The sequence below is a fragment of the Suttonella sp. genome (assembly GCF_056855035.1).
Window position 1 is genome coordinate 1 of the sequence record NZ_JBXGGR010000117.1, and the last position, 18,546, is coordinate 18,546.

An 18,546-nucleotide genomic window follows, 5' to 3' on the forward strand; every position below is an offset into this window, starting at 1 on the left:
ACGCTGTCCAAGCTGACTTTACCCAGTATAATGTCTTGCAAGGTCTGCTTCTTACAATCAGGAACGATTTCCGTATAAACCCTGCCCTCACGTTCGAATATACCGAATACAGGCTGTTTCAACGTTTCTCTGCCGCGCTTAAGCTTGCCATGAAAGCCTCGTTGCCGCTTGGCGCCAAAATAACTTTCATCGACTTCTATGCTTCCATAGAGTTGTTCCTTAAGTTTACTCTGATGGCGATAGATTTCCTGACGAAAGATGTTGTACCAATGATTAAAACCAGTCAGCAAAGCGGTTTTTGAGGCTTCAATATCGGCACAAAAGTGGCGAATAATTTTTTTGAGATGATATGTGCTTAATTTACTGTTGTATCTCATTTTTCTAGTCTAACAGAGTGATTCTGCTAGTCTAGAGCCTTAATATTAAAAAAGCAGCCGCATCAGCGACTGCTTCGCAGCATACCTTTATTTTTCCTGCTCTGCATTATTATTCGGCAAGGTTTCTTCCCGTTGCTGTTGGCGCATTTCTTCATAAATGACCTGCTGCGCCAAAACGGAACCTTCCGGCGCTATCGAAGTTTCGCCCTGCTCCCAAGGCGCATTTTCCGGTACTTCTTCAATATAAATCGTTTTCAAAGAATAATCCGGCTGATAGTGCAAATCGTATTTCGCTGCCTTAATGGTGGAGAACATAATCAAGCTCATGATAACAATCAAAGGTGCACCGGCAAAAATAGAAGCAGTTTGCAATGTATTCAAATCGCCGATAAACATCAGCGTAGCCGGCATTAAACACAGGGTAAAGGCCCAAAACAAACGATTCCAACGCATCGGCTCCTCATCTACTTCATGCTGCACGACGGAAGCCAAAATATAAGAAATGCTGTCAAAAGTCGTGGCGGTAAAAATAATCGCCAATACCGTAAAGACCGCAATCACGACTTTCGCCATCGGTAAAGTATGCAAAATCGCGAAAATCGTCGCCGTTGCGCCCTGTATTTCTAAGGTATTCAAGACATCCAAAGTGCCGGACAACTGCATATACAAGCCGTAATTGCCCAATACGATGAAAAATACCGCGCAGCCCAATGAACCGAAAAACATAGAACCTACCGCCATCTGGCGAATGGTACGACCTTTTGAGATTTTAGCGATAAACAAACCGATAGTCGGAGCAAATACCAACCACCAAGCCCAATAGAATACCGTCCAATCCTGCGGGAAACCCGTGCGTTTGAAACCATGCTGATTAAATTCGCCGAAAGCCTCCGTCCAAGTCATCATCGTAACGATATTTGAAATCGAACGCCCCAAAGCTTCCAAACCCGTGTTCAAAATAAATACGGTCGGCCCGCAAATCAGCACAAAGAGCAAAAAGCCTAATGCCAGATAAAAATTGATATTGGATAAAAATTGAATACCGCCGCGCAGACCTTGATAAGCCGAATAGGCGAAAATCATTGTGGTGATAAACAATACGCCCAACTGCATCGTAATATTGCGCGGCGTACCGAACAAATCATGCAGACCGTCGGTAATCATCGGCGATGCCAAGCCTAAAGTCGTAGCGCCGCCGCCGATCATGCCGAAAATAAAAAATACGTCAATCAAACGTCCCCAATTGCTTTTAGCAAAACGCTCGCCTAATAAGGGCATCAAACTTTGACTGACTTTTAAAATCGGCGAATTGCGCACATGTGCGAAATACGCAATCGATACCGCCGGCACCAAATAAATCGCCCAAGCCACAGGCCCCCAATGGAACATGCCGTAAGTACTTGCCCAGCGAATCGCTTGCGCTGACTGCGGCTCAATGCCGAAAGGCGGTCCTTGGTAATAGTAGACCCATTCCAAAATTCCCCAATATAGAATACTGGCGCCGATGCCGCCGCAAAACATCATCGCCGCCCAAGAGCCGGTTTTAAATTCAATCTCGTCTTCCGGCTTGCCCAATTTGATATTGCCGATATCCGAAAAAGCGATATAAGTCACGAAAACAACTGACAATACGCCAAAAAACAAATAAATACCACCCAATTTATTAGTGACGAACTGCTTGGTCTGCCCGACCCAATACGCCCCCTGCTCCGGAAAAAAAATCAAAGGCACCGTTACGCTCAGCAAAATCACTAGTACGCCGATAAAGGTAAATTTATCAATTTTTGCATTACTTGCCTGCGTTGCGCGCTGATGAAAATTCTTATCCGAGTCAAAAGTTCCTAAATGGCGATAAACATTGGAATGCTTTGTCGATTCCTGCAAAACGAATGAATTAAATTCCTTAGTATCAGACACATTAACTCCTTATAACAAAATCTTTTCCATATGCAGAAATTGATACCAGAGTAACGAAAAATATGATTAACAAAATTAGATACTATTGCCAAGACGATCATTCGATATTCTGATAAATTTCTATATTTAAGAGAAATTCCAGAAATATTTTTCTGCTGATTTAGATAAACGCAGTTTCCTATTTTTCAGAAAAGATGGCGTCCCCTAGGGGGTTCGAACCCCTGTTACCGCCGTGAAAGGGCGATGTCCTAGGCCACTAGACGAAGGGGACTAATTGAAATTAGTCAAACAAACACAGCAAGAAAATGGCGTCCCCTAGGGGGTTCGAACCCCTGTTACCGCCGTGAAAGGGCGATGTCCTAACCGCTAGACGAAGGGGACGCAACATAAATTGGTGGAGCTAAGCGGGATCGAACCGCTGACCTCTTGCATGCCATGCAAGCGCTCTCCCAGCTGAGCTATAGCCCCTCACTGTGTGAGTGAGGGGCAAATTTTAACAGAGGAAAATCAGGTGTCAATCTTTTTTCCGCTTTGCGCCCAAGAAATTTGCTTATGCTTTGATTTTGTTTAAATAGGCAACTACTGCTTGCAAACGCCGCACGGCCGCCTCTTTGCCCGCCAAGACAAAACTGACGGCTAAATCCGGCGAGGGTGCGCCGCCTGTCAGCGCAAGACGCGCCGGCTGTCCAATTTTGCCGAAGCCGATATCGAAATGCGCGACCGTTTCTTCAATCGCAGCATGCACGCTGTGTTCGTTAAAATCGCCTAATGCCGCTAATTTTTCCGCCAAATATGCCAAACGCTCGCCGGTCTGCTCGTCCTTAAAGGCTTTTTTCTGCGCTTCCGTCGGGTATTCCTGCGGATCAACTGCTATCCAGCGCATATGTTCCGCCATTTCTTTCAAAGTCTTAGCGCGTTCCAAATAATGCGGAATGGCGGCGGCTAAGGTATGCGCTGCCAAATCATAGCCCTGCGCTTGCAGATAATCCGGCAGCAGGGCTTGCAGACGCGCGCTGTCGGCTTGTTGCAGATAGTGCTGGTTCAGCCAACGCAATTTTTCGGTATTAAAGGCGGATGGCGCGCTATTGACTTGATTGATGCGGAAATATTGCATCAATTCTTCTAGCGAGAAGATTTCCTGATCGCCATGCGACCAGCCCAAACGCACGAGATAATTAATAATGGCTTCAGGTAAATAGCCTTCGCTTCGATAATCCAAAACATTGGTTGCGCCGTGGCGTTTTGACAAACGCTGTCCGTCGTCGCCGAGAATCATCGGCACATGAGCAAAGGTCGGCACGGCATAGCCCAATGCCTGATAGAGGTTGATTTGGCGCGGCGTGTTGCTGATATGGTCTTCACCGCGAATGACCATGCTGACTTGCTGCTCGGCATCATCGATGACGACGCAGAAATTATAGGTGGGCGTGCCGTCGCTGCGGCGGATAATAAAATCGTCCAATTCATTATTTTGAATCGTGATTTTTCCGCGCACTTGGTCATCCCAACTGACCGAACCGTCTAAAGGATTTTTAAAACGCACGACCGGCTGCACACCAGCAACAGGTTCTCCGCCGTTACGGTATTTGCCGTTATAGCGCGGTTTTTCGCCGCGTGCCTTCTGCGCTTCACGCATGGCTTCCAGCTCTTCGGGGCTGCACCAACAATAATACGCCAAGCCTTTGGCAATCATGTCTTCAATGACTTGATTATACAAATCAAAGCGTTGGCTTTGGCGGACAATGTCGCCGTCGGCATTAAGCCCCAGCCAGCGCATGCCGTCTAAAATGACTTGGGTAGAGGCTTCGGTTGAGCGTTCGCGGTCGGTGTCTTCAATCCGCAGACGGAATACGCCTTGATGCTGACGCGCATGCAGCCATGAGAATAAAGCGGTGCGCACACCGCCGATATGCAAATCGCCCGTCGGACTGGGCGCAAAACGTGTAATAACCACAACATTTCCTTTTTTCAATTGTTGGCGCGTATTTTACGCGCATTTTCCAATAAGCTCATCCGGCTTGCGCCGCCAACCAATGTCGGGCAAAGTGCGCCGCCCATTGCTGCGAAAAACCTTCTGTTTCTACCGCCGCCCATTCGCGGATTTGCGCCATTTTCATGCCCTGCAATCCGCAGGGATTGATGCGGGCAAAGGGCGACAAGTCCATATCCACATTCACCGCCACGCCGTGATAGGTGCAGCCGCGGCTGACTTTTAAGCCTAAAGAAGCGATTTTACGCCCGTCTGCAACATAAACGCCGGGGGCATCGGCACGCGCGGCGGCCTGAATGCCGTAAGGCTTTAAGCTGTCAATCGTCGTTTGCTCAATCATGCTGACCAAGGGACGAATACCAACTCCTGCGCTTTTGATATCCAGCAATAAATAAATCACCGCCTGACCCGGCCCGTGATAGGTAACTTGTCCGCCGCGATCGATATGCACGACGGGAATATCGCCGGTTGCCAGCAAATGCTCGGCTTTGCCCGCCAAGCCCTGCGTAAAAACCGGCGGATGCTGCACCAGCCATAGAGCATCGTCTTCAGGACTGCGGCGGCGCTTTTGGGTGTAATCCAGCATCGCATGCCAAATCTCGCGGTAATCGCGCAGCCCGAGAGAAACGACCGGCAAGCCTTGCGCCTGCATCACAATGCCATAATCACATGCGGCGAGTCGCTCAAGGCTTGATAGACCGCATCGATGGCGGCTTTATCATAAAACATCGCCGTCAGGCTGATTGCCAGATAATTGCCGTTTTTGCTGGCTTGTTCTTTCATTCCCAAGCGGTCTTGCTCGGGAATGAGTCGATTGACGATGTCTAAAATCTCCGCCTGAAATTCGGGGGTATTTTTACCTGTAATTTTAATGGGAAAGCGGGCAGGAAACTCGATTAAGGTTTCTTCGCCTGCCGTTTGATTGTCTGTATTAGTCATTATTCCACCACATTTTTAAACCATGCCAAGTACGTTTGAAAAAGCCGGCTTCCGCCACCGCTTCCGCCGCCACCGCCGGCACGGTCGCATAGACTTGTCCGCCCGCCGCGATACGGATATCGCCCAACACCTGCCCTTTGGCAATCGGGGCAACCAGCGTACCGTTGATATTCAAAGTCGCGGTCAAGCTGTTTTTCGCCTCATTCGGCAGAAGCAGATTAAGGGTTTGCTGCGCCGCAATATTGACGCTGTCCGTCTCGCCTTTAAACACCTGCGCTTGGCTTAAGACCTGCCCTGCCTGCACGGGACTGATGCGGCTGAACAGAGCAAAACCGCTATTGAGCAATTGCAAAGAAGCCTCATAGCGATGCTCTTCTTTCTTCGCCCCCAATACCACGCTAATCATACGCGCCTCGCCGCGCTTTTCCGAAGCCACCAAGCAAAAGCCCGCCGCATCGGTATAGCCGGTTTTCAGCCCGTCGACATTGGCATTGCGCCACAATAAGCGGTTGCGATTTTGCTGCTTGATTTTATTCCATAAAAATTCTTTCTGACTGTAATAATGATAATATTCGGGGAATTGCATGATAATCGCCCGCGCCAGCAGGGCAATATCGCGCGCACTGCTGTAATGCGCCTCGTCGGGCATACCGGTAGGATTGACGAAATGGGTATTTTTCATCCCCAATTGCGCCGCCGCCTGATTCATCATCTGTGCAAAACCTTCCACCGAGCCGCCGAGATATTCCGCCAAAGCCACGCTGGCATCATTGCCCGACTGCACAATCATGCCTTGAATCAAATCGCCCACCGCCACTTGCGAATTAATCTCCACAAACATGCGCGAGCCTTCCTGCTTATAGGCTTGCTGACTGATACTGACCTTGTCTTCCAGCGTGATTTTGCCGCTTTGCAGGGCTTGGAAAGTCAAATAGGCGGTCATCAATTTGGTAATGCTGGCAGGCGGCAAGGCTTGATCGGCATTGCGTTCGCGCAAAATCTGCCCACTTTCGGCATCCATCAGCACATAGCCGGAAACCAAATCATCAATCGCCGCTTGCTGCGCGAAAAGCGGCTGCCACAGCAAAAGCGGCAGCCAAATCAATAACAGGAATTTTTGTACGACAGCTTTCATCTTATCCTTTGGGCGCAAATAAAAGGCGCAGTCTATCATAGCGCATCGATTTCTTCAGGCGCGGCGGGCTGCGGCGGCAAGATCCGCTTGTGTCGCGAACGATCGTGCCAAAAAGCAATCCTCTCTTGCGTCTCCGCCGATACGCTTTCACCGCGCAGAAAGCGGTCTAAATCGGCATAGCTGAAACCCAATTCGCCCTCATCCGTCTGCCCTTCCCACAAGTCCGCGCTGGGCGCTTTGTTCAGCACTTGCGCCGGCACGCCCAAAGCCGCACCCAAGGCAAATACCTGCTCTTTGCGCAAACGCGCCAGCGGCAATACATCCGCCGCGCCGTCGCCGAATTTGGTGAAATAACCGGTATAGCTTTCCGCCAGATTATCCGTACCCAAGACAATCGCGCGATGGCTCTGCGCCAAAGTGTAAAGGCTGACCATGCGCAAACGCGCCATCAAATTGCCGTGCAAGACTTGCTGCCGCTCGGGATTGGGCGATAAAGCGGCGCTGATTTGCCCCATCACCGCCTCATACATCGGCGCAATCGAAATTGTCTCGCCGCTTAAGCCTGCACCGTCTAAAACCGCCTGCGCATCCGCCAAATCCGCCGCACTGCTGACCGCCGCCGGCAACATGTAAATATGTTTCGTCGCATCAATGCGCGCCAGCAAATAAGCGCAGACTGCCGAATCCACACCGCCGCTCAAGCCCAAGACATAGCCGTCCATGGCATAGAGTTCGCGCCGCTGCTCTTCCAACCATTCGCAGACATAATCCGCATATTTCAGCCAATTCATCGCCCTGCCTCCATTTCTTTGGCAATTCCATCCAACATATCCTGTTTTAAATTCCACAGCGACTGCGACAAATCCACATAATAACCATGCGGATTTTCCAAACGCTTGACTTCGCACCATAAAGTATTCAATTCGCTTTGCACATAGGCGCGAATTTCCGCCAAAGTCGGGCGTTTTTGCACGGCTTTGCCGCCCTGCCACACCAGTTGCAGACAAGGTTTGGCATGAAAATCCTGCACGGTTTTACGTTTCCACGGTGCTTGCGGATCGAATAAGGTATAAGGCTGACTGCCGTCTATGGTTTCTTCGCGCAAACTCACCACGTCCGCAATCGCCATCTGCGCCTGATTATATAAACGCCAAACCTGTTTAAAGGCGGGGATCGTGGTTTTAATCAAGTTTTCGCTGATTTTGATTTTCGGCTCGGCTTTGCCGGCTTTTTCTAAAGAAACGATTTTATACACACCGCCGAACACCGGTTCGCTGCGCGCGGTAATCAGACGTTCGCCCACGCCGAAACCGTCAATCGCCGCGCCCTGCTGAATTAAATCTTTAATAATGAATTCATCCAAACTATTAGACACCATAATCTCGCAATCCTGCATGCCGGCAGCGTCCAACAATTCGCGGCAACGGCGGCTTAAATACGTCAAATCGCCGCTGTCGATACGAATGCCTTTAAGCCGCTTGCCCAAAGGCTGCAATACTTCCTGCTGCAGGCGAATGGCATTGGGTAAGCCGCTGCGCAGCACATCGTAAGTATCTATCAGCAATACCGTATGATCGGGGTAAGTCTGGGCATAGGTGGCAAAGGCGCTGTATTCATCGGCAAAACTCTGCACGAAAGCATGCGCCATCGTGCCGACTGCCGGTACGCCGAAGACCACTTCCGCCTGCGTATTAGCGCTTGCCGCCACGCCGCCGATATAAGCGGCACGCGCACCGTATAAAGCCGCATCTGCGCCATGTGCGCGGCGCGAGCCGAACTCAAATACCTTACGCCCCTGCGCTTGGGCGCAAATCCGCGCCGCCTTGGTCGCAATCAAGGATTGATGATTGAGCGTCAGCAAAAGGAAGGTTTCTAAAATCTGACAATCAATTAAAGGCGCACGCACGCTGAGCAGCGGTTCATTGGGGAAAACCACCGAACCTTCGGCAAAGGCGTAAATCTCGCCGCCAAAACGGAAATCGCGTAAATATTGCAAAAAACCTTCGTCAAATCCGTCTTTTTGCCGCAAAAAATCTATCTGTTCAGCGCTAAAAGACAGCTCGCGCACATAATCCAAAACCGTTTCCAGTCCGGCGAAAATCGCAAAGCCGCCGTTATCGGGTACGCGGCGGAAATAGTAATCAAAGACCGCCCATTCCTGCGCCCGCCCTTGGGCAAAATAGGCGTTCGCCATCGTCAGCTCGTAATAGTCTAATAATAAAGATTGATGCGCTTGCACGGCTAATCTCTCTTGCGCGGCGTGGAAGAATCGATAATTTCCGCCTCAATTACGCTGCCGTCGGCACGATGTGCCTGCACTTCGCCGTCATATTCATAGCTGGCATCGGGTTTCATTTTAAATCCAAAACCGCGCACCACGCGCTCGGGCTTAAACGCGCGCAACAGCCCCAGTCCCAATAAGCGGCGCAGCGGCGCAAAAAACAGACACAATGCCAAAATATCGCTGATAAAACCGGGGAAAATCAGCAGCACCCCTGCCAATACGCGGTAAATACCGCCGCCATCGCCTTGATGTAGGGGCTGCGCCTGCTGCATTTTCAGCAACAGCCTGATTTGCTCGCCGCGTAAAATCGCTATGCCGGCCAGCACGGAAGCAATCACTAAAGCCAACGTCCCCAAGACACTGAATACATCAACCACCGCCGACAGCACCATCAGCTCCAACACTAACCAAATCGCAAAAAACAATAATAAAGGCATCATCATCTCCTTGTTGAGAATAAAGGGAATGGTTACAAAATAAGAGAAATAAAGCTCTCTGAACAAAACGCCATGTTTGACAAGCCCCAAAGCCCTGCATATATTAGCGCTCTTTTATTTGATATTAAGGAAAAACTTATGTGCGGAATCGTCGCCGGCGTGGCAGAAAGAAATGTCGTGCCGATTTTATTGGAAGGGCTGAAACGCTTGGAATACCGCGGCTACGACTCCGCAGGGCTGGCGGTCAATAATGGCAATGCCATTGTACGCACCCGCGCCGTGGGCAAAGTGGCGAGCTTGGTCAGCAAAGCGCAAGCAAATGCCGTGCAAGGACAAAGCGGCATCGCCCACACCCGCTGGGCAACACACGGCGTACCCAGCGAAGCCAATGCCCACCCGCATATGAGCAGCGACAGCATTGCCCTCGTGCATAACGGCATCATTGAAAACTATCAGGAAATCCGCGCGGAACTCAGCGCCCTAGGCTATGTGTTCAGCTCCGAAACCGACACCGAAACCATCGCCCATCTCATTCATCATCATTATCGCGACAGCGGCAATTTGCAGCAAGCCGTCCGCCAAAGCCTCACCCGACTGCGCGGCGCTTATGCGATTGCGGTCATGGCGGCAGACAAACCCGATGAAATCGTCGCCATACGTCACGGCTCGCCGATGGTCATCGGCATCGGTATCGGCGAACACTTCATCGCCTCCGATATTTTCGCCCTGCTGCCGGTTACACGCCGCTTTATCTACATGAAAGAAAGCGATTTGGCGGTAATTACGCGCGGCGAATACCGCATCTATGACGCGCAAGACCAACTGGTTACGCGGGACATCGTAGAAAGCGACCAAAGCAGCGATATCAGCGGCAAAGGCGAATACAAGCATTTCATGCAAAAAGAAATCTTTGAACAACCCACCGCCATTGCCGACACCCTTGAAGGCCGCCTTGCCCACGGCAAATTGCAACTTGCCTCTTTCCGCCCCGAACTCTTAGACGCCCTCAAAAGCACGCGCCAACTGCACATCATCGCCTGCGGCACCAGCTACCATGCGGGATTAGTCATGAAATACCGCTTTGAAGAAAGCGGCATCGCCACCCACGTCGAATACGCCAGCGAATATCTCTACCGCGACGTCGCCGTGCCTGAAAACACCCTATTTCTCAGTCTCTCGCAATCGGGCGAAACCGCCGACACCCTCGCCGCGCTGGAAAAAGCCAAAAACAGCGGTAAATATTTAGATTTTCTCGCCATCTGCAACGTGCCCGAAAGCGCGCTGACCAGAGCGGCAAACTTTAACCTCCTGACTCGTGCAGGGCGCGAAATCGGCGTCGCCTCCACCAAGGCATTCGTTACCCAAATTACCGTCTTGCACCTCGTCAATGCCCTCATCCTCGCCTTGCAAAGCGGACAAGAACCCGATTTAAGCGCTTTGGAACAACTGCCCCGCCAATTACAAGACATCCTCGCCCTAGAACCGCAAATCGCCGCCGCCGCCAAACTTATCGAGCACCGCCACGGCTGCCTCTTCCTCGGTCGCGGAGAAATGAGCGCCATTGCCGCCGAAGGTGCATTAAAACTCAAAGAACTGACCTATATTCACGCCGAAGCCTATCCGGCAGGCGAACTCAAACACGGACCGCTCGCCCTTGTTGACGAACATATGCCAGTTGTCGCCCTCGTCAAACACGACCGCGTCGAAGAAAAAGTCCTCAGCAATCTGCAAGAAGTGCAGGCACGCGGCGGCAACATCATTCTGCTTGCCGACTCGCGCTGCAATACCGCTCCCTTCCCCGAAGCGCAAATCATCCGCTTGGGCGAACTCAATGACCTCAGCGCCAGCATTGCCGCCGTCATTCCCTTGCAACTGCTCGCCTATCACGTCGCCCTGCTCAAAGGCACGGACGTGGATCAGCCGCGCCATTTGGCAAAATCGGTTACGGTAGAATAAAAGCAATAAAAAAGGGGGCTGTTCAAAGCCCCCCTTTTATTCCATCTGATTTTAATCTGCTTCGGCTTCTTTTTTCAAAAAAGCCAACATATCGCGTAGCATCGCAATTTCATCGGCTTGCTGTTTTAATAGGAAATGCTATGTATTCTCAAGGGATTGATACATGGGATGGCAGTAGCAAGTGGTCAAATGGTCGTTTACCATGCCCATAGACTGCATAAAGGCATAGCAAATCGTCGGGCCGACAAAGCGAAAGCCGTCTTTTTTCAATTGCTTACTCATTGCTTCGGAAAGGCTGTTTTGCGTGGGAATTTCGCTTAAGTTCTGAAAATAATGGATATGCGGATTGCCGCCGACCATCTGCCACAGATAATCGGCAAATGCCTGCCGCTCGCTAATGCGCAGGTAGGTTTGGGCATTGCTGATAAAGGCTTTGATCTTGAGTTTATTGCGGATAATGCCGCTATTTTCGAGTAATGCGGCGTATTTGGCATCATCGTATGCCGCCATTTTTTCAGGGTCGAAATCATCAAAAGCGGCGTAATAGGCGGGGCGGCGCAGCAGAATTGTCCGCCAACTCAAACCTGCCTGCGCGCCTTCCAAGCACAGCATGGCAAACAAATGCCGGCTGTCATAGCAGGGAATGCCCCATTCATTATCGTGATAATCCAAATAAAAATCTTCTTTTGCCGCCCAAGGGCAGGGATGCAGTTCAGGGGATTTCATAAAATTCTATCGGCAGAGCATCGGGGTCTTTAATAAAGAAAAAGGCGCGTTCGGTATAAGGATCGATGCGGATGGCTTCGCAATATACGCCTTTATGCAGTAAATTTTGTCGCATTTTTGCCACATTGGGCACGGCGAAAGCCAAATGTCGCAGACCGCAGGCCTCCGGATCGTTGGTACGCGGCGGCGGATTGGGGAAGGAAAACAGTTCCAAGAGATAATGTCCGTCAGGGGCGGCTAAATCGCATTTCCAAGAGTCGCGCTCGGCGCGGTAATGCTCCGCCAAAATCTTTAAGCCTAAGATTTGCGTGTAAAAAGCTTTGCTGAGGACATAATCGCTGGCAATCAAAGCCACATGATGAAGTCGCATGTTTTCTCCCTATGTTTCAACGTTTTTTAAAGGCACTTTCTTCGCCTTTGGCCAAGCGGCGGATGTTTTCGCGATGTCTGTAAATCAAGACGGCGACCATCGCCAGAATTGCCATCGGCAATTTTTTATCGGCAATCCAGAAAAATGCCAGCCAAGGCGCGCAGAAAGAGGCGATGAGGGCGGATAGGGAGGAAACACGCGTCAAGAGGAAAATACCCAGCCAAATCACGATGCAAATCAGGGCGACAGGCCAATGCCAGGCCAGCAGTACGCCGATGGCGGTTGCCACACCTTTGCCGCCTTGAAAGGCGAAGAATATCGGATACAGATGCCCGAAAAATGCACCTAAGCCTGCCGCAATCCACAGATGGTCATGCGCGGGGAAAAGCATTTTGAGTATCAGCACGGGAATCAGACCTTTGAGCAAATCGCCTGCCAAGGTAATGGCAGCAGCTTTTTTACCGCCGATGCGCATTACATTCGTAGCGCCGGGATTGCCCGAGCCTTGAGAACGCGGATCGGGCAGCCCCATCATGCGGCATACAATCACGGCGCTGCTTAAAGAACCGCTTAAATAGCCCGCCACAGCGGCGGCAATGACGGCAATAATCTGCATAATTTCTCCTTCTAGGCTAAAATTGTCCGCCTATCTTGACACAAATTTCGCTTTAATGGCTATGTTTTCAGACAAAGCGGCAGAAAAAGCGCGCTCGACCCGCAAGGACATTTAAAATGAAAGACATCATTTATCTACACAATATTAAAACCAGCACCATTATCGGCATTTTGCCGCATGAGCAAATTCAGCCGCAAAGCCTGATTATCAGCTTGGAAATGGAAACCGATTTCAGTCAGGCAATTGAAAGCGATGATATTAGTCATGCGATTAATTATGCGGCGGTAGCGGATTGCGTATGCGCATTTGCTCGCGACAGCGCCTTCGGCTTATTAGAAGTCTTTGCCGCCGCCTTATTGGAAGAATTGTTCGGCCAATTTCCGCTGGCGCAAGCCATTACCATTACCCTGCAAAAACCGGGGGCGATTGCCGCCACGCGCGAAATCGGGCTAAAAATGCGCCGCAGCCGCGAGGCATAAGCTATACTGCATAGCCAAATGCGGCATATCCATCAAAAGAAGGAAAATACATGATTTTTAATTGGTTTAAAAAAGGCAAAGAAGAACACAATGCGGCGGAAGAGACGCCTGAGCTTGAGCAGGCAGAAGTCGCGCTGCAAACCGATGAAGCATCGCCCGCGGCGGAGGCTTCTGATGCTCCTGCCGAAGAAGTGCTTCAGCCAGCGGAAACCGCCGTCCAAGCAGAGAGTCATACTTATCTTGAAGCGCCGATTGAGAGCGCAATGCCTGACACTTCGCCGGCAAGCGAAGCCATTATCAGCAGCGATACGGATAATGCGGCAACAGAAAAACAAGGCTATTTTGCCCGCCTGAAAGCGGGATTGAGCAAAACCCGCAGCGGATTTACCGATTTATTCTTAGGTAAGAAAACGCTGGACAAAGACCTGATTGAAGATTTGGAAATGCAATTGCTGAGTGCCGATGTCGGCATGGAAGTAACCATGCAAATCATCGATGACGTCAGCGCGCAATTAGAGCGCAATCAATTGCAAGATGTCGCCGCCGTGCAGCAGCGCGTTGCCGAGCATATGTGCGATTTACTCATGCCCTATGAGCAAGCCTTGGATACGGACGGTGCCAAACCTTATGTCATTCTCATGGTCGGGATTAACGGCGCGGGCAAAACCACTACCATCGGCAAATTGGCGCACCGTTTTAAAAGCGAAGGCAAAAAAGTCATGCTCGCCGCCGGCGATACTTTCCGTGCGGCAGCGGTCGAACAATTGCAAACCTGGGGCGAACGCAATCAAGTACCTGTGATTGCGCAAAAAACCGGAGCGGATTCCGCTTCTGTCGCTTACGACGCTCTGCAATCGGCGCAGGCGCGCGGCGCAGATGTGTTGATTATCGACACCGCGGGACGTTTGCATACTCAAGACCATTTAATGGAAGAACTCAAAAAAATCAAAAGAGTGCTGCAAAAACTCGATCCCGCCGTGCCGCAGCAAACCTTATTGGTCATCGATGCGGGCAACGGACAAAACGCGCTGCGCCAAGCCAAGCATTTCCATGAAGCCGTCGGGCTGGACGGCTTGGTCGTCAGCAAACTGGACGGCACGGCGAAGGGCGGCATTTTATTTGCCATCAGCCACCAACTGCGCCTGCCGATACGCTTTATCGGTGTCGGGGAAAAAGCGGACGATTTACGTCCTTTTAATGTGCGTGATTTTGTGAATGTGCTACTATACAACGAGTAAAATTTATTGAAGGAAAGACCATGACAGCAACTACTATTTCTATGCAGAATTCTCAATTATCCGTTGCTGCGCCTTCGTTTTGGCTGACCCCAAGCAGCGATATTGACCTCTATATCGCCAAAGTGCGTCAAATTCCCGTCTTAGAAGCCGAGCAAGAACGCGAATTGGCGGAGCAATTGCAAAAACACCAATCTTTGGAAGCCGCGCAAGCCCTAATCGTGCATCATTTGAAATTTGTCGTGCATATTGCGCGCGGTTTTTTAGGCTACGGTTTGCCGCTGGGCGATTTAATCCAAGAAGGTAATATCGGCTTGATGAAAGCCGTCAAACGATTCGAGCCGCAACGCGGTGTGCGCCTGATTTCTTTTGCCGTGCATTGGATTAAATCGGAAATCCATGAATATGTGATTCGCAATTTCCGTATGATGAAAATTGCCACTACCAAAGCGCAGCGCAAATTATTCTTCAATCTGCGCAGCATGAAAAAATCCGCTAATTGGTTGAATGAAAACGAAGCGCAAGCTATTGCCGATGAATTGGACGTCAGCATCAAAGACGTCTATGAAATGGAAAGCCGCCTGCAAGGTCAGGATATTGCCTTTGACCCACTCGATAGCGACGAAGAAGACAGCTTTGCCCCTTCCGCTTGGCTGGTTGATGAGAACATCGACCCTGCACGCAGCACCGAACGCGAAGAGCAAACCCATTTGATGCACCGCCGCCTGCATCTGGGCTTGAACAAGCTCGATGCGCGCAGCCGCGAAATCGTGGAAACCCGTTGGTTGAATGAAGACAAAGCCACCCTGCAAAGTTTGGCGGACAAATACCAAGTCTCTGCCGAGCGGATTCGCCAGATTGAACAACAGGCTTTGGCAGAATTAAAGACAAGCATCAGCGCCTAAACACTTGCGGAAAAAATGAATAGCCGCATAATAGAGGTTCTGAGACAACCCACGTTAAATAAAGGAGTTTACGCATGAGTCAGCAAATCAAACGCGCCGGATTGAAAGTCACAGGCCCGCGGATGAAAATTTTGGAAATCATGGAAAGAGAAACCTCGTCCAACGATGTACATCTTTCCGCGGAAGACGTATATAAAATCCTGCTTAAAGCCGATGAAGACATCGGTTTGGCAACCATTTACCGCGTATTGACGCAATTTGAGCAGGCGGGCATTTTAAAACGCCATAATTTTGAAGGCAGCCACAGCGTATTTGAAATAGACAACGGCGAGCATCATGACCACCTGATTTGCGTGAAAACAGGCAAAGTCGTGGAATTTTATGATGAAGTCATTGCCAAACGCCAAAAAGAAATTGCCGCCGAACATGGCTTTACCTTAGAAGACCACAGCTTGGTGCTATACGGTATCTATAACGGTCCGGATAAAAACTAATCATGCTTAAAACCGCTACGGCGGTTTTTTTAATGAACATCCAATATGTTAATCAGTGCCTATCTATGAACAAAACCCTTTTCCGCACTCTCTTATTCAGCTTTTTATTCGCTTACGGTTTTGCTGCCGCAGAGCCAAGCGAAGCGCCTCTGCTCGGCAGCGACATTTTTTCCCAAGCCGAATGGAATCACATGTCCATCGGCGATGTAAATGCCGATGGTACCGATAGCATCATAGCAGAACGCCTCGCGGCTCTGACAGATGATACTGCCGCCGCGCATTATGAGCGTTATGTACTGAATTATCGTCTCGGCGAAAAAACAGCGGCTGCCGATGCCCTGCACCAAGCTGCGGTCAAAGGCGATATGCGTGCCCAATACGAACTCGGCATGGGCTATTTGCGCGGCGAAAATGCGGTGGCGCAAAATGAAGTGCAGGCGATTGCATGGCTGAAACTCGCCGCCAATGCGGGACTGGCAGAAGCGCAATACAATCTCGGCGTGCTTTATGAACATGGCGTGGTCGGCTTAAGCGATATCGGACTTGCCGAACGCTACTATCTGATGGCGGCTGAGCAAAACTATACAGCGGCGCAATACCACCTCGGCATACTGTACGGCAAAAAAGGCAGCATTGCCTATCAGGCGACAAAAGCGCAGCAATGGCTCAGTCTTGCCGCCGCGCAAGGGCATGAAGCCGCCAAAAAGGCATTGGCTGATTTGCAATAAACGGCAAGTATTTTTTCTGCGGCTTGATATCAAGCAAAAACAATTTCTTATTGCAATAGTTAATAAAGATATTCTCCTTTGCTGAGTTTTTAGCTTTACATCGCTAGAAACTCAAGCTATTTTTGCGCCGACATCTATTCGATGTCGGCTTTTATGAGAAAAAAGAGGAGAGTATATGTTTGATACCGAAGCCATTCAACAAGCCGCCGCTGATCGGCATTACATCCATCAGCACCCCGAATTGCAATATGAGGAACACGGCACGGCGGCACTGGTCGCCCGACGCTTGAGCGCCTTAGGCTATGAAGTGAAAACTGGTATTGCCGGTACCGGTGTGTTGGCAACATTAGACACAGGGCGTGCCGGAGCCGTGATTGCTTTGCGTGCCGATATGGACGCGCTGCCGATTGAAGAAGCCAATGATCTGCCCTATCGCTCTGAATACAGCGGCAAAATGCATGCCTGCGGACATGACGGACATACCGCCACTTTATTGCTCGCCGCTACGGAAATTATTCGCCGCAAAGCGCAATTATCCGGCGTGATTAAGCTGATTTTCCAACCTGCCGAAGAAGGCGGTAATGGGGCAGAAAAAATGGTCAAAGCCGGTGTCTTGGAAAATCCGCGTGTGGATGCGGTTTTCGGCTATCACAACCGTCCCGGTTATGAAACCGGCGCGATTTTCGCCAAAGCCGGTTCAACAATGGGCGGCAACGATACTTTTTATTTAACCTTGCAAGGCCGTTCGGGGCATTCCGCTATGCCGCATTTGGCGGTTGATCCGATTTATCTGGGCGCAGCCGTCATTATGCAATTGCAAGGCATTGTTTCAAGAGCCAAATCGCCTTTAAAAGCCGGCGTTATCAGTGTTACGGGTTTTGAGGCGGGCAATGCCGACAACATCATTCCCGAGACTGCCAAAATCATCATCAATATCCGCAGCGACAGCGCGGAAAGCCGCCGGCAATTAGTCGGTAAACTCGAGGCTTTGATTGCCGGCGTTTGCGCGCCTTTTGAAGCCGAATTCAGGCTGGAGCATATTCATCACATTCCGCCGCTGGAAAATCATCGCGAGGAAACCGAGCGTGCTTTGCGTGCGATTCAAACAATCCTGCCGCAAGCCGATGTGCAGCAAATCGATTATATGCCGACCATGGGGGCGGAAGATTTTGCCTATTACCTGCAAGAACGCCTGGGCTGTTTTTTCTTTGTCGGCAATGGGATAGACAGCGCTTATTTGCATAATCATCGCTACGATTTTAATGATGCCATTTTGCCCACCGCCGCTGCGGCATTTGTGGGTATTGTCGAAGACTACTGTGGTAAAGGAGCTTAAGATGCAGAAATTTCTCAATGGTTTGGAGCGTATCGGCAATAAACTGCCGCATCCTTTCTTTCTCTTTTTATGGTTAGCCATCATCGTTGCCGTCGTTTCCTGCATTATGTCCTTGATAGGAGTAACGGTAACGAATCCGAAAACGCAGGCGGTTGTCGGCGTTAAAAATCTTCTCTCCGGCGCGGGATTAGAATACGTGCTTGGTTCAATGGTAAGCAATTTCATCAATTTCCCGCCATTAGGGCTGATTATTGTCGTCATGTTCGGGATTGGACTGGCGGATAAAGTCGGCATGATCGGCAATTTAATCCATTACACCGTAGCCAAAGCGCCGCCTTCTATGCTGACATTTGTCGTCTTCATTGTCGGCATCAGCGGCAGCATCGCCTCCGATGCCAACTACCTCATTCTCATTCCCTTGGTGGCAATGATTTACCACTCTCTAGGCAGACATCCCTTGGCAGGTGCGGCAGCAGCTTACGGCGCAGCCGGCGCAGGCTTTGACATCAGCCTCTTTGTTACTGGTACGGATGTTATAGTTTCTTCAGATTAAAATGAGACAATAAAAATTTTCAAGATATTGAAAAATATTTCAATATCTTGTTTTAAGGCGTATCATTTT

Annotated in this window: 20 protein-coding genes and 3 tRNA genes; 8 read left to right on the plus strand and 15 right to left on the minus strand. The window is 50.2% G+C overall.

The window, feature by feature from the left end; translation table 11 throughout:
• From ACJHVI_RS10390 to ACJHVI_RS10445, 12 genes are all read right to left on the minus strand, one after another.
• Positions 1-377, minus strand: a 377-nt coding sequence (locus ACJHVI_RS10390) for a transposase (RefSeq protein ID WP_483184667.1), incomplete at its 3' end; no start/stop codon positions are given.
• 87 nt (positions 378-464) lie between these two features.
• Positions 465-2,159, minus strand: a complete 1,695-nt coding sequence (locus ACJHVI_RS10395; RefSeq protein ID WP_483184690.1) for a BCCT family transporter — start codon at positions 2,157-2,159, stop codon at positions 465-467.
• A gap of 330 nt (positions 2,160-2,489) precedes the next feature.
• A tRNA-Glu gene (locus tag ACJHVI_RS10400) sits at positions 2,490-2,565 on the minus strand.
• Between the two features lie 35 nt (positions 2,566-2,600).
• Positions 2,601-2,675: transfer RNA gene (locus ACJHVI_RS10405), tRNA-Glu, on the minus strand.
• Positions 2,676-2,686: 11 nt separating this feature from the next.
• Positions 2,687-2,762: transfer RNA gene (locus tag ACJHVI_RS10410), tRNA-Ala, on the minus strand.
• An 82-nt stretch (positions 2,763-2,844) separates the two neighbouring features.
• On the minus strand, positions 2,845-4,248 hold the full coding sequence (gene gltX / locus ACJHVI_RS10415; RefSeq protein ID WP_483184668.1) for a glutamate--tRNA ligase: 1,404 nt from the start codon (positions 4,246-4,248) through the stop codon (positions 2,845-2,847).
• Positions 4,249-4,303: 55 nt separating this feature from the next.
• Positions 4,304-4,936 carry a lipoyl(octanoyl) transferase LipB gene (lipB, locus tag ACJHVI_RS10420; protein WP_483184670.1) on the minus strand — a complete coding sequence of 211 codons (633 nt, stop codon included), beginning with the start codon at positions 4,934-4,936 and terminating at the stop codon, positions 4,304-4,306.
• On the minus strand, positions 4,936-5,223 hold the full coding sequence (locus ACJHVI_RS10425) for a YbeD family protein (protein ID WP_115218501.1): 288 nt from the start codon (positions 5,221-5,223) through the stop codon (positions 4,936-4,938). The genes lipB and ACJHVI_RS10425 overlap by 1 nt, the downstream gene beginning before the upstream one ends.
• On the minus strand, positions 5,216-6,358 hold the full coding sequence (locus tag ACJHVI_RS10430; RefSeq protein WP_483184672.1) for a D-alanyl-D-alanine carboxypeptidase family protein: 1,143 nt from the start codon (positions 6,356-6,358) through the stop codon (positions 5,216-5,218). Before ACJHVI_RS10430 ends, ACJHVI_RS10425 begins: the two co-directional genes overlap by 8 nt.
• Positions 6,359-6,393: 35 nt before the next feature.
• Positions 6,394-7,149: an NAD(+) synthase gene (gene nadE / locus ACJHVI_RS10435; RefSeq protein WP_483184673.1), complete on the minus strand. Its 756-nt coding sequence runs from the start codon at positions 7,147-7,149 to the stop codon at positions 6,394-6,396.
• Positions 7,146-8,597 (minus strand): nicotinate phosphoribosyltransferase, encoded by a 1,452-nt coding sequence (locus ACJHVI_RS10440; RefSeq protein WP_483184674.1) that lies wholly within the window; start codon positions 8,595-8,597, stop codon positions 7,146-7,148. Before ACJHVI_RS10440 ends, nadE begins: the two co-directional genes overlap by 4 nt.
• Positions 8,598-8,599: 2 nt before the next feature.
• The gene (locus ACJHVI_RS10445; protein WP_483184675.1) at positions 8,600-9,085 is read right to left on the minus strand and encodes an FxsA family protein; all 486 of its coding nucleotides are present in this window, start codon (positions 9,083-9,085) and stop codon (positions 8,600-8,602) included.
• 132 nt (positions 9,086-9,217) lie between these two features.
• On the opposite strand from ACJHVI_RS10445, the gene glmS reads away from it, so the two are divergent.
• The gene (gene glmS / locus ACJHVI_RS10450) at positions 9,218-11,035 is read left to right on the plus strand and encodes a glutamine--fructose-6-phosphate transaminase (isomerizing) (RefSeq protein ID WP_483184676.1); all 1,818 of its coding nucleotides are present in this window, start codon (positions 9,218-9,220) and stop codon (positions 11,033-11,035) included.
• Between the two features lie 138 nt (positions 11,036-11,173).
• On the opposite strand, the gene ACJHVI_RS10455 is transcribed toward glmS, so the two are convergent.
• From ACJHVI_RS10455 to plsY, 3 genes are read right to left on the minus strand one after another with little or no spacing between them, the layout of a single operon-like run.
• A complete protein-coding gene (locus ACJHVI_RS10455; protein ID WP_483184678.1) occupies positions 11,174-11,761 on the minus strand; it encodes a DNA-3-methyladenine glycosylase I in 588 nt (195 codons plus the stop codon).
• Positions 11,748-12,131, minus strand: coding sequence for an SMU1112c/YaeR family gloxylase I-like metalloprotein (gene gloA2 / locus ACJHVI_RS10460; protein WP_483184679.1), 384 nt, complete (start codon positions 12,129-12,131; stop codon positions 11,748-11,750). The genes ACJHVI_RS10455 and gloA2 overlap by 14 nt, the downstream gene beginning before the upstream one ends.
• 16 nt (positions 12,132-12,147) lie before the next feature.
• Positions 12,148-12,747, minus strand: a complete 600-nt coding sequence (gene plsY, locus ACJHVI_RS10465) for a glycerol-3-phosphate 1-O-acyltransferase PlsY (RefSeq protein WP_483184680.1) — start codon at positions 12,745-12,747, stop codon at positions 12,148-12,150.
• A 116-nt stretch (positions 12,748-12,863) separates the two neighbouring features.
• On the opposite strand from plsY, the gene ACJHVI_RS10470 reads away from it, so the two are divergent.
• From ACJHVI_RS10470 to ACJHVI_RS10500, 7 genes are all read left to right on the plus strand, one after another.
• Positions 12,864-13,226 carry a dihydroneopterin aldolase gene (locus ACJHVI_RS10470; protein WP_483184681.1) on the plus strand — a complete coding sequence of 121 codons (363 nt, stop codon included), beginning with the start codon at positions 12,864-12,866 and terminating at the stop codon, positions 13,224-13,226.
• Positions 13,227-13,276: 50 nt separating this feature from the next.
• Positions 13,277-14,464, plus strand: a complete 1,188-nt coding sequence (ftsY, locus tag ACJHVI_RS10475; protein WP_483184683.1) for a signal recognition particle-docking protein FtsY — start codon at positions 13,277-13,279, stop codon at positions 14,462-14,464.
• 41 nt (positions 14,465-14,505) lie between these two features.
• Positions 14,506-15,366, plus strand: a complete 861-nt coding sequence (gene rpoH / locus ACJHVI_RS10480) for an RNA polymerase sigma factor RpoH (protein WP_483184691.1) — start codon at positions 14,506-14,508, stop codon at positions 15,364-15,366.
• A 74-nt stretch (positions 15,367-15,440) separates the two neighbouring features.
• Positions 15,441-15,860: a ferric iron uptake transcriptional regulator gene (gene fur, locus ACJHVI_RS10485; RefSeq protein ID WP_483184685.1), complete on the plus strand. Its 420-nt coding sequence runs from the start codon at positions 15,441-15,443 to the stop codon at positions 15,858-15,860.
• Positions 15,861-15,925: 65 nt separating this feature from the next.
• On the plus strand, positions 15,926-16,588 hold the full coding sequence (locus ACJHVI_RS10490) for a tetratricopeptide repeat protein (protein ID WP_483184687.1): 663 nt from the start codon (positions 15,926-15,928) through the stop codon (positions 16,586-16,588).
• 175 nt (positions 16,589-16,763) lie between these two features.
• A complete protein-coding gene (locus ACJHVI_RS10495) occupies positions 16,764-17,924 on the plus strand; it encodes a M20 metallopeptidase family protein (RefSeq protein WP_483184688.1) in 1,161 nt (386 codons plus the stop codon).
• 1 nt (position 17,925) lies between these two features.
• Positions 17,926-18,477 carry an AbgT family transporter gene (locus ACJHVI_RS10500; protein ID WP_483184689.1) on the plus strand — a complete coding sequence of 184 codons (552 nt, stop codon included), beginning with the start codon at positions 17,926-17,928 and terminating at the stop codon, positions 18,475-18,477.
• Positions 18,478-18,546 lie beyond the last annotated feature (69 nt).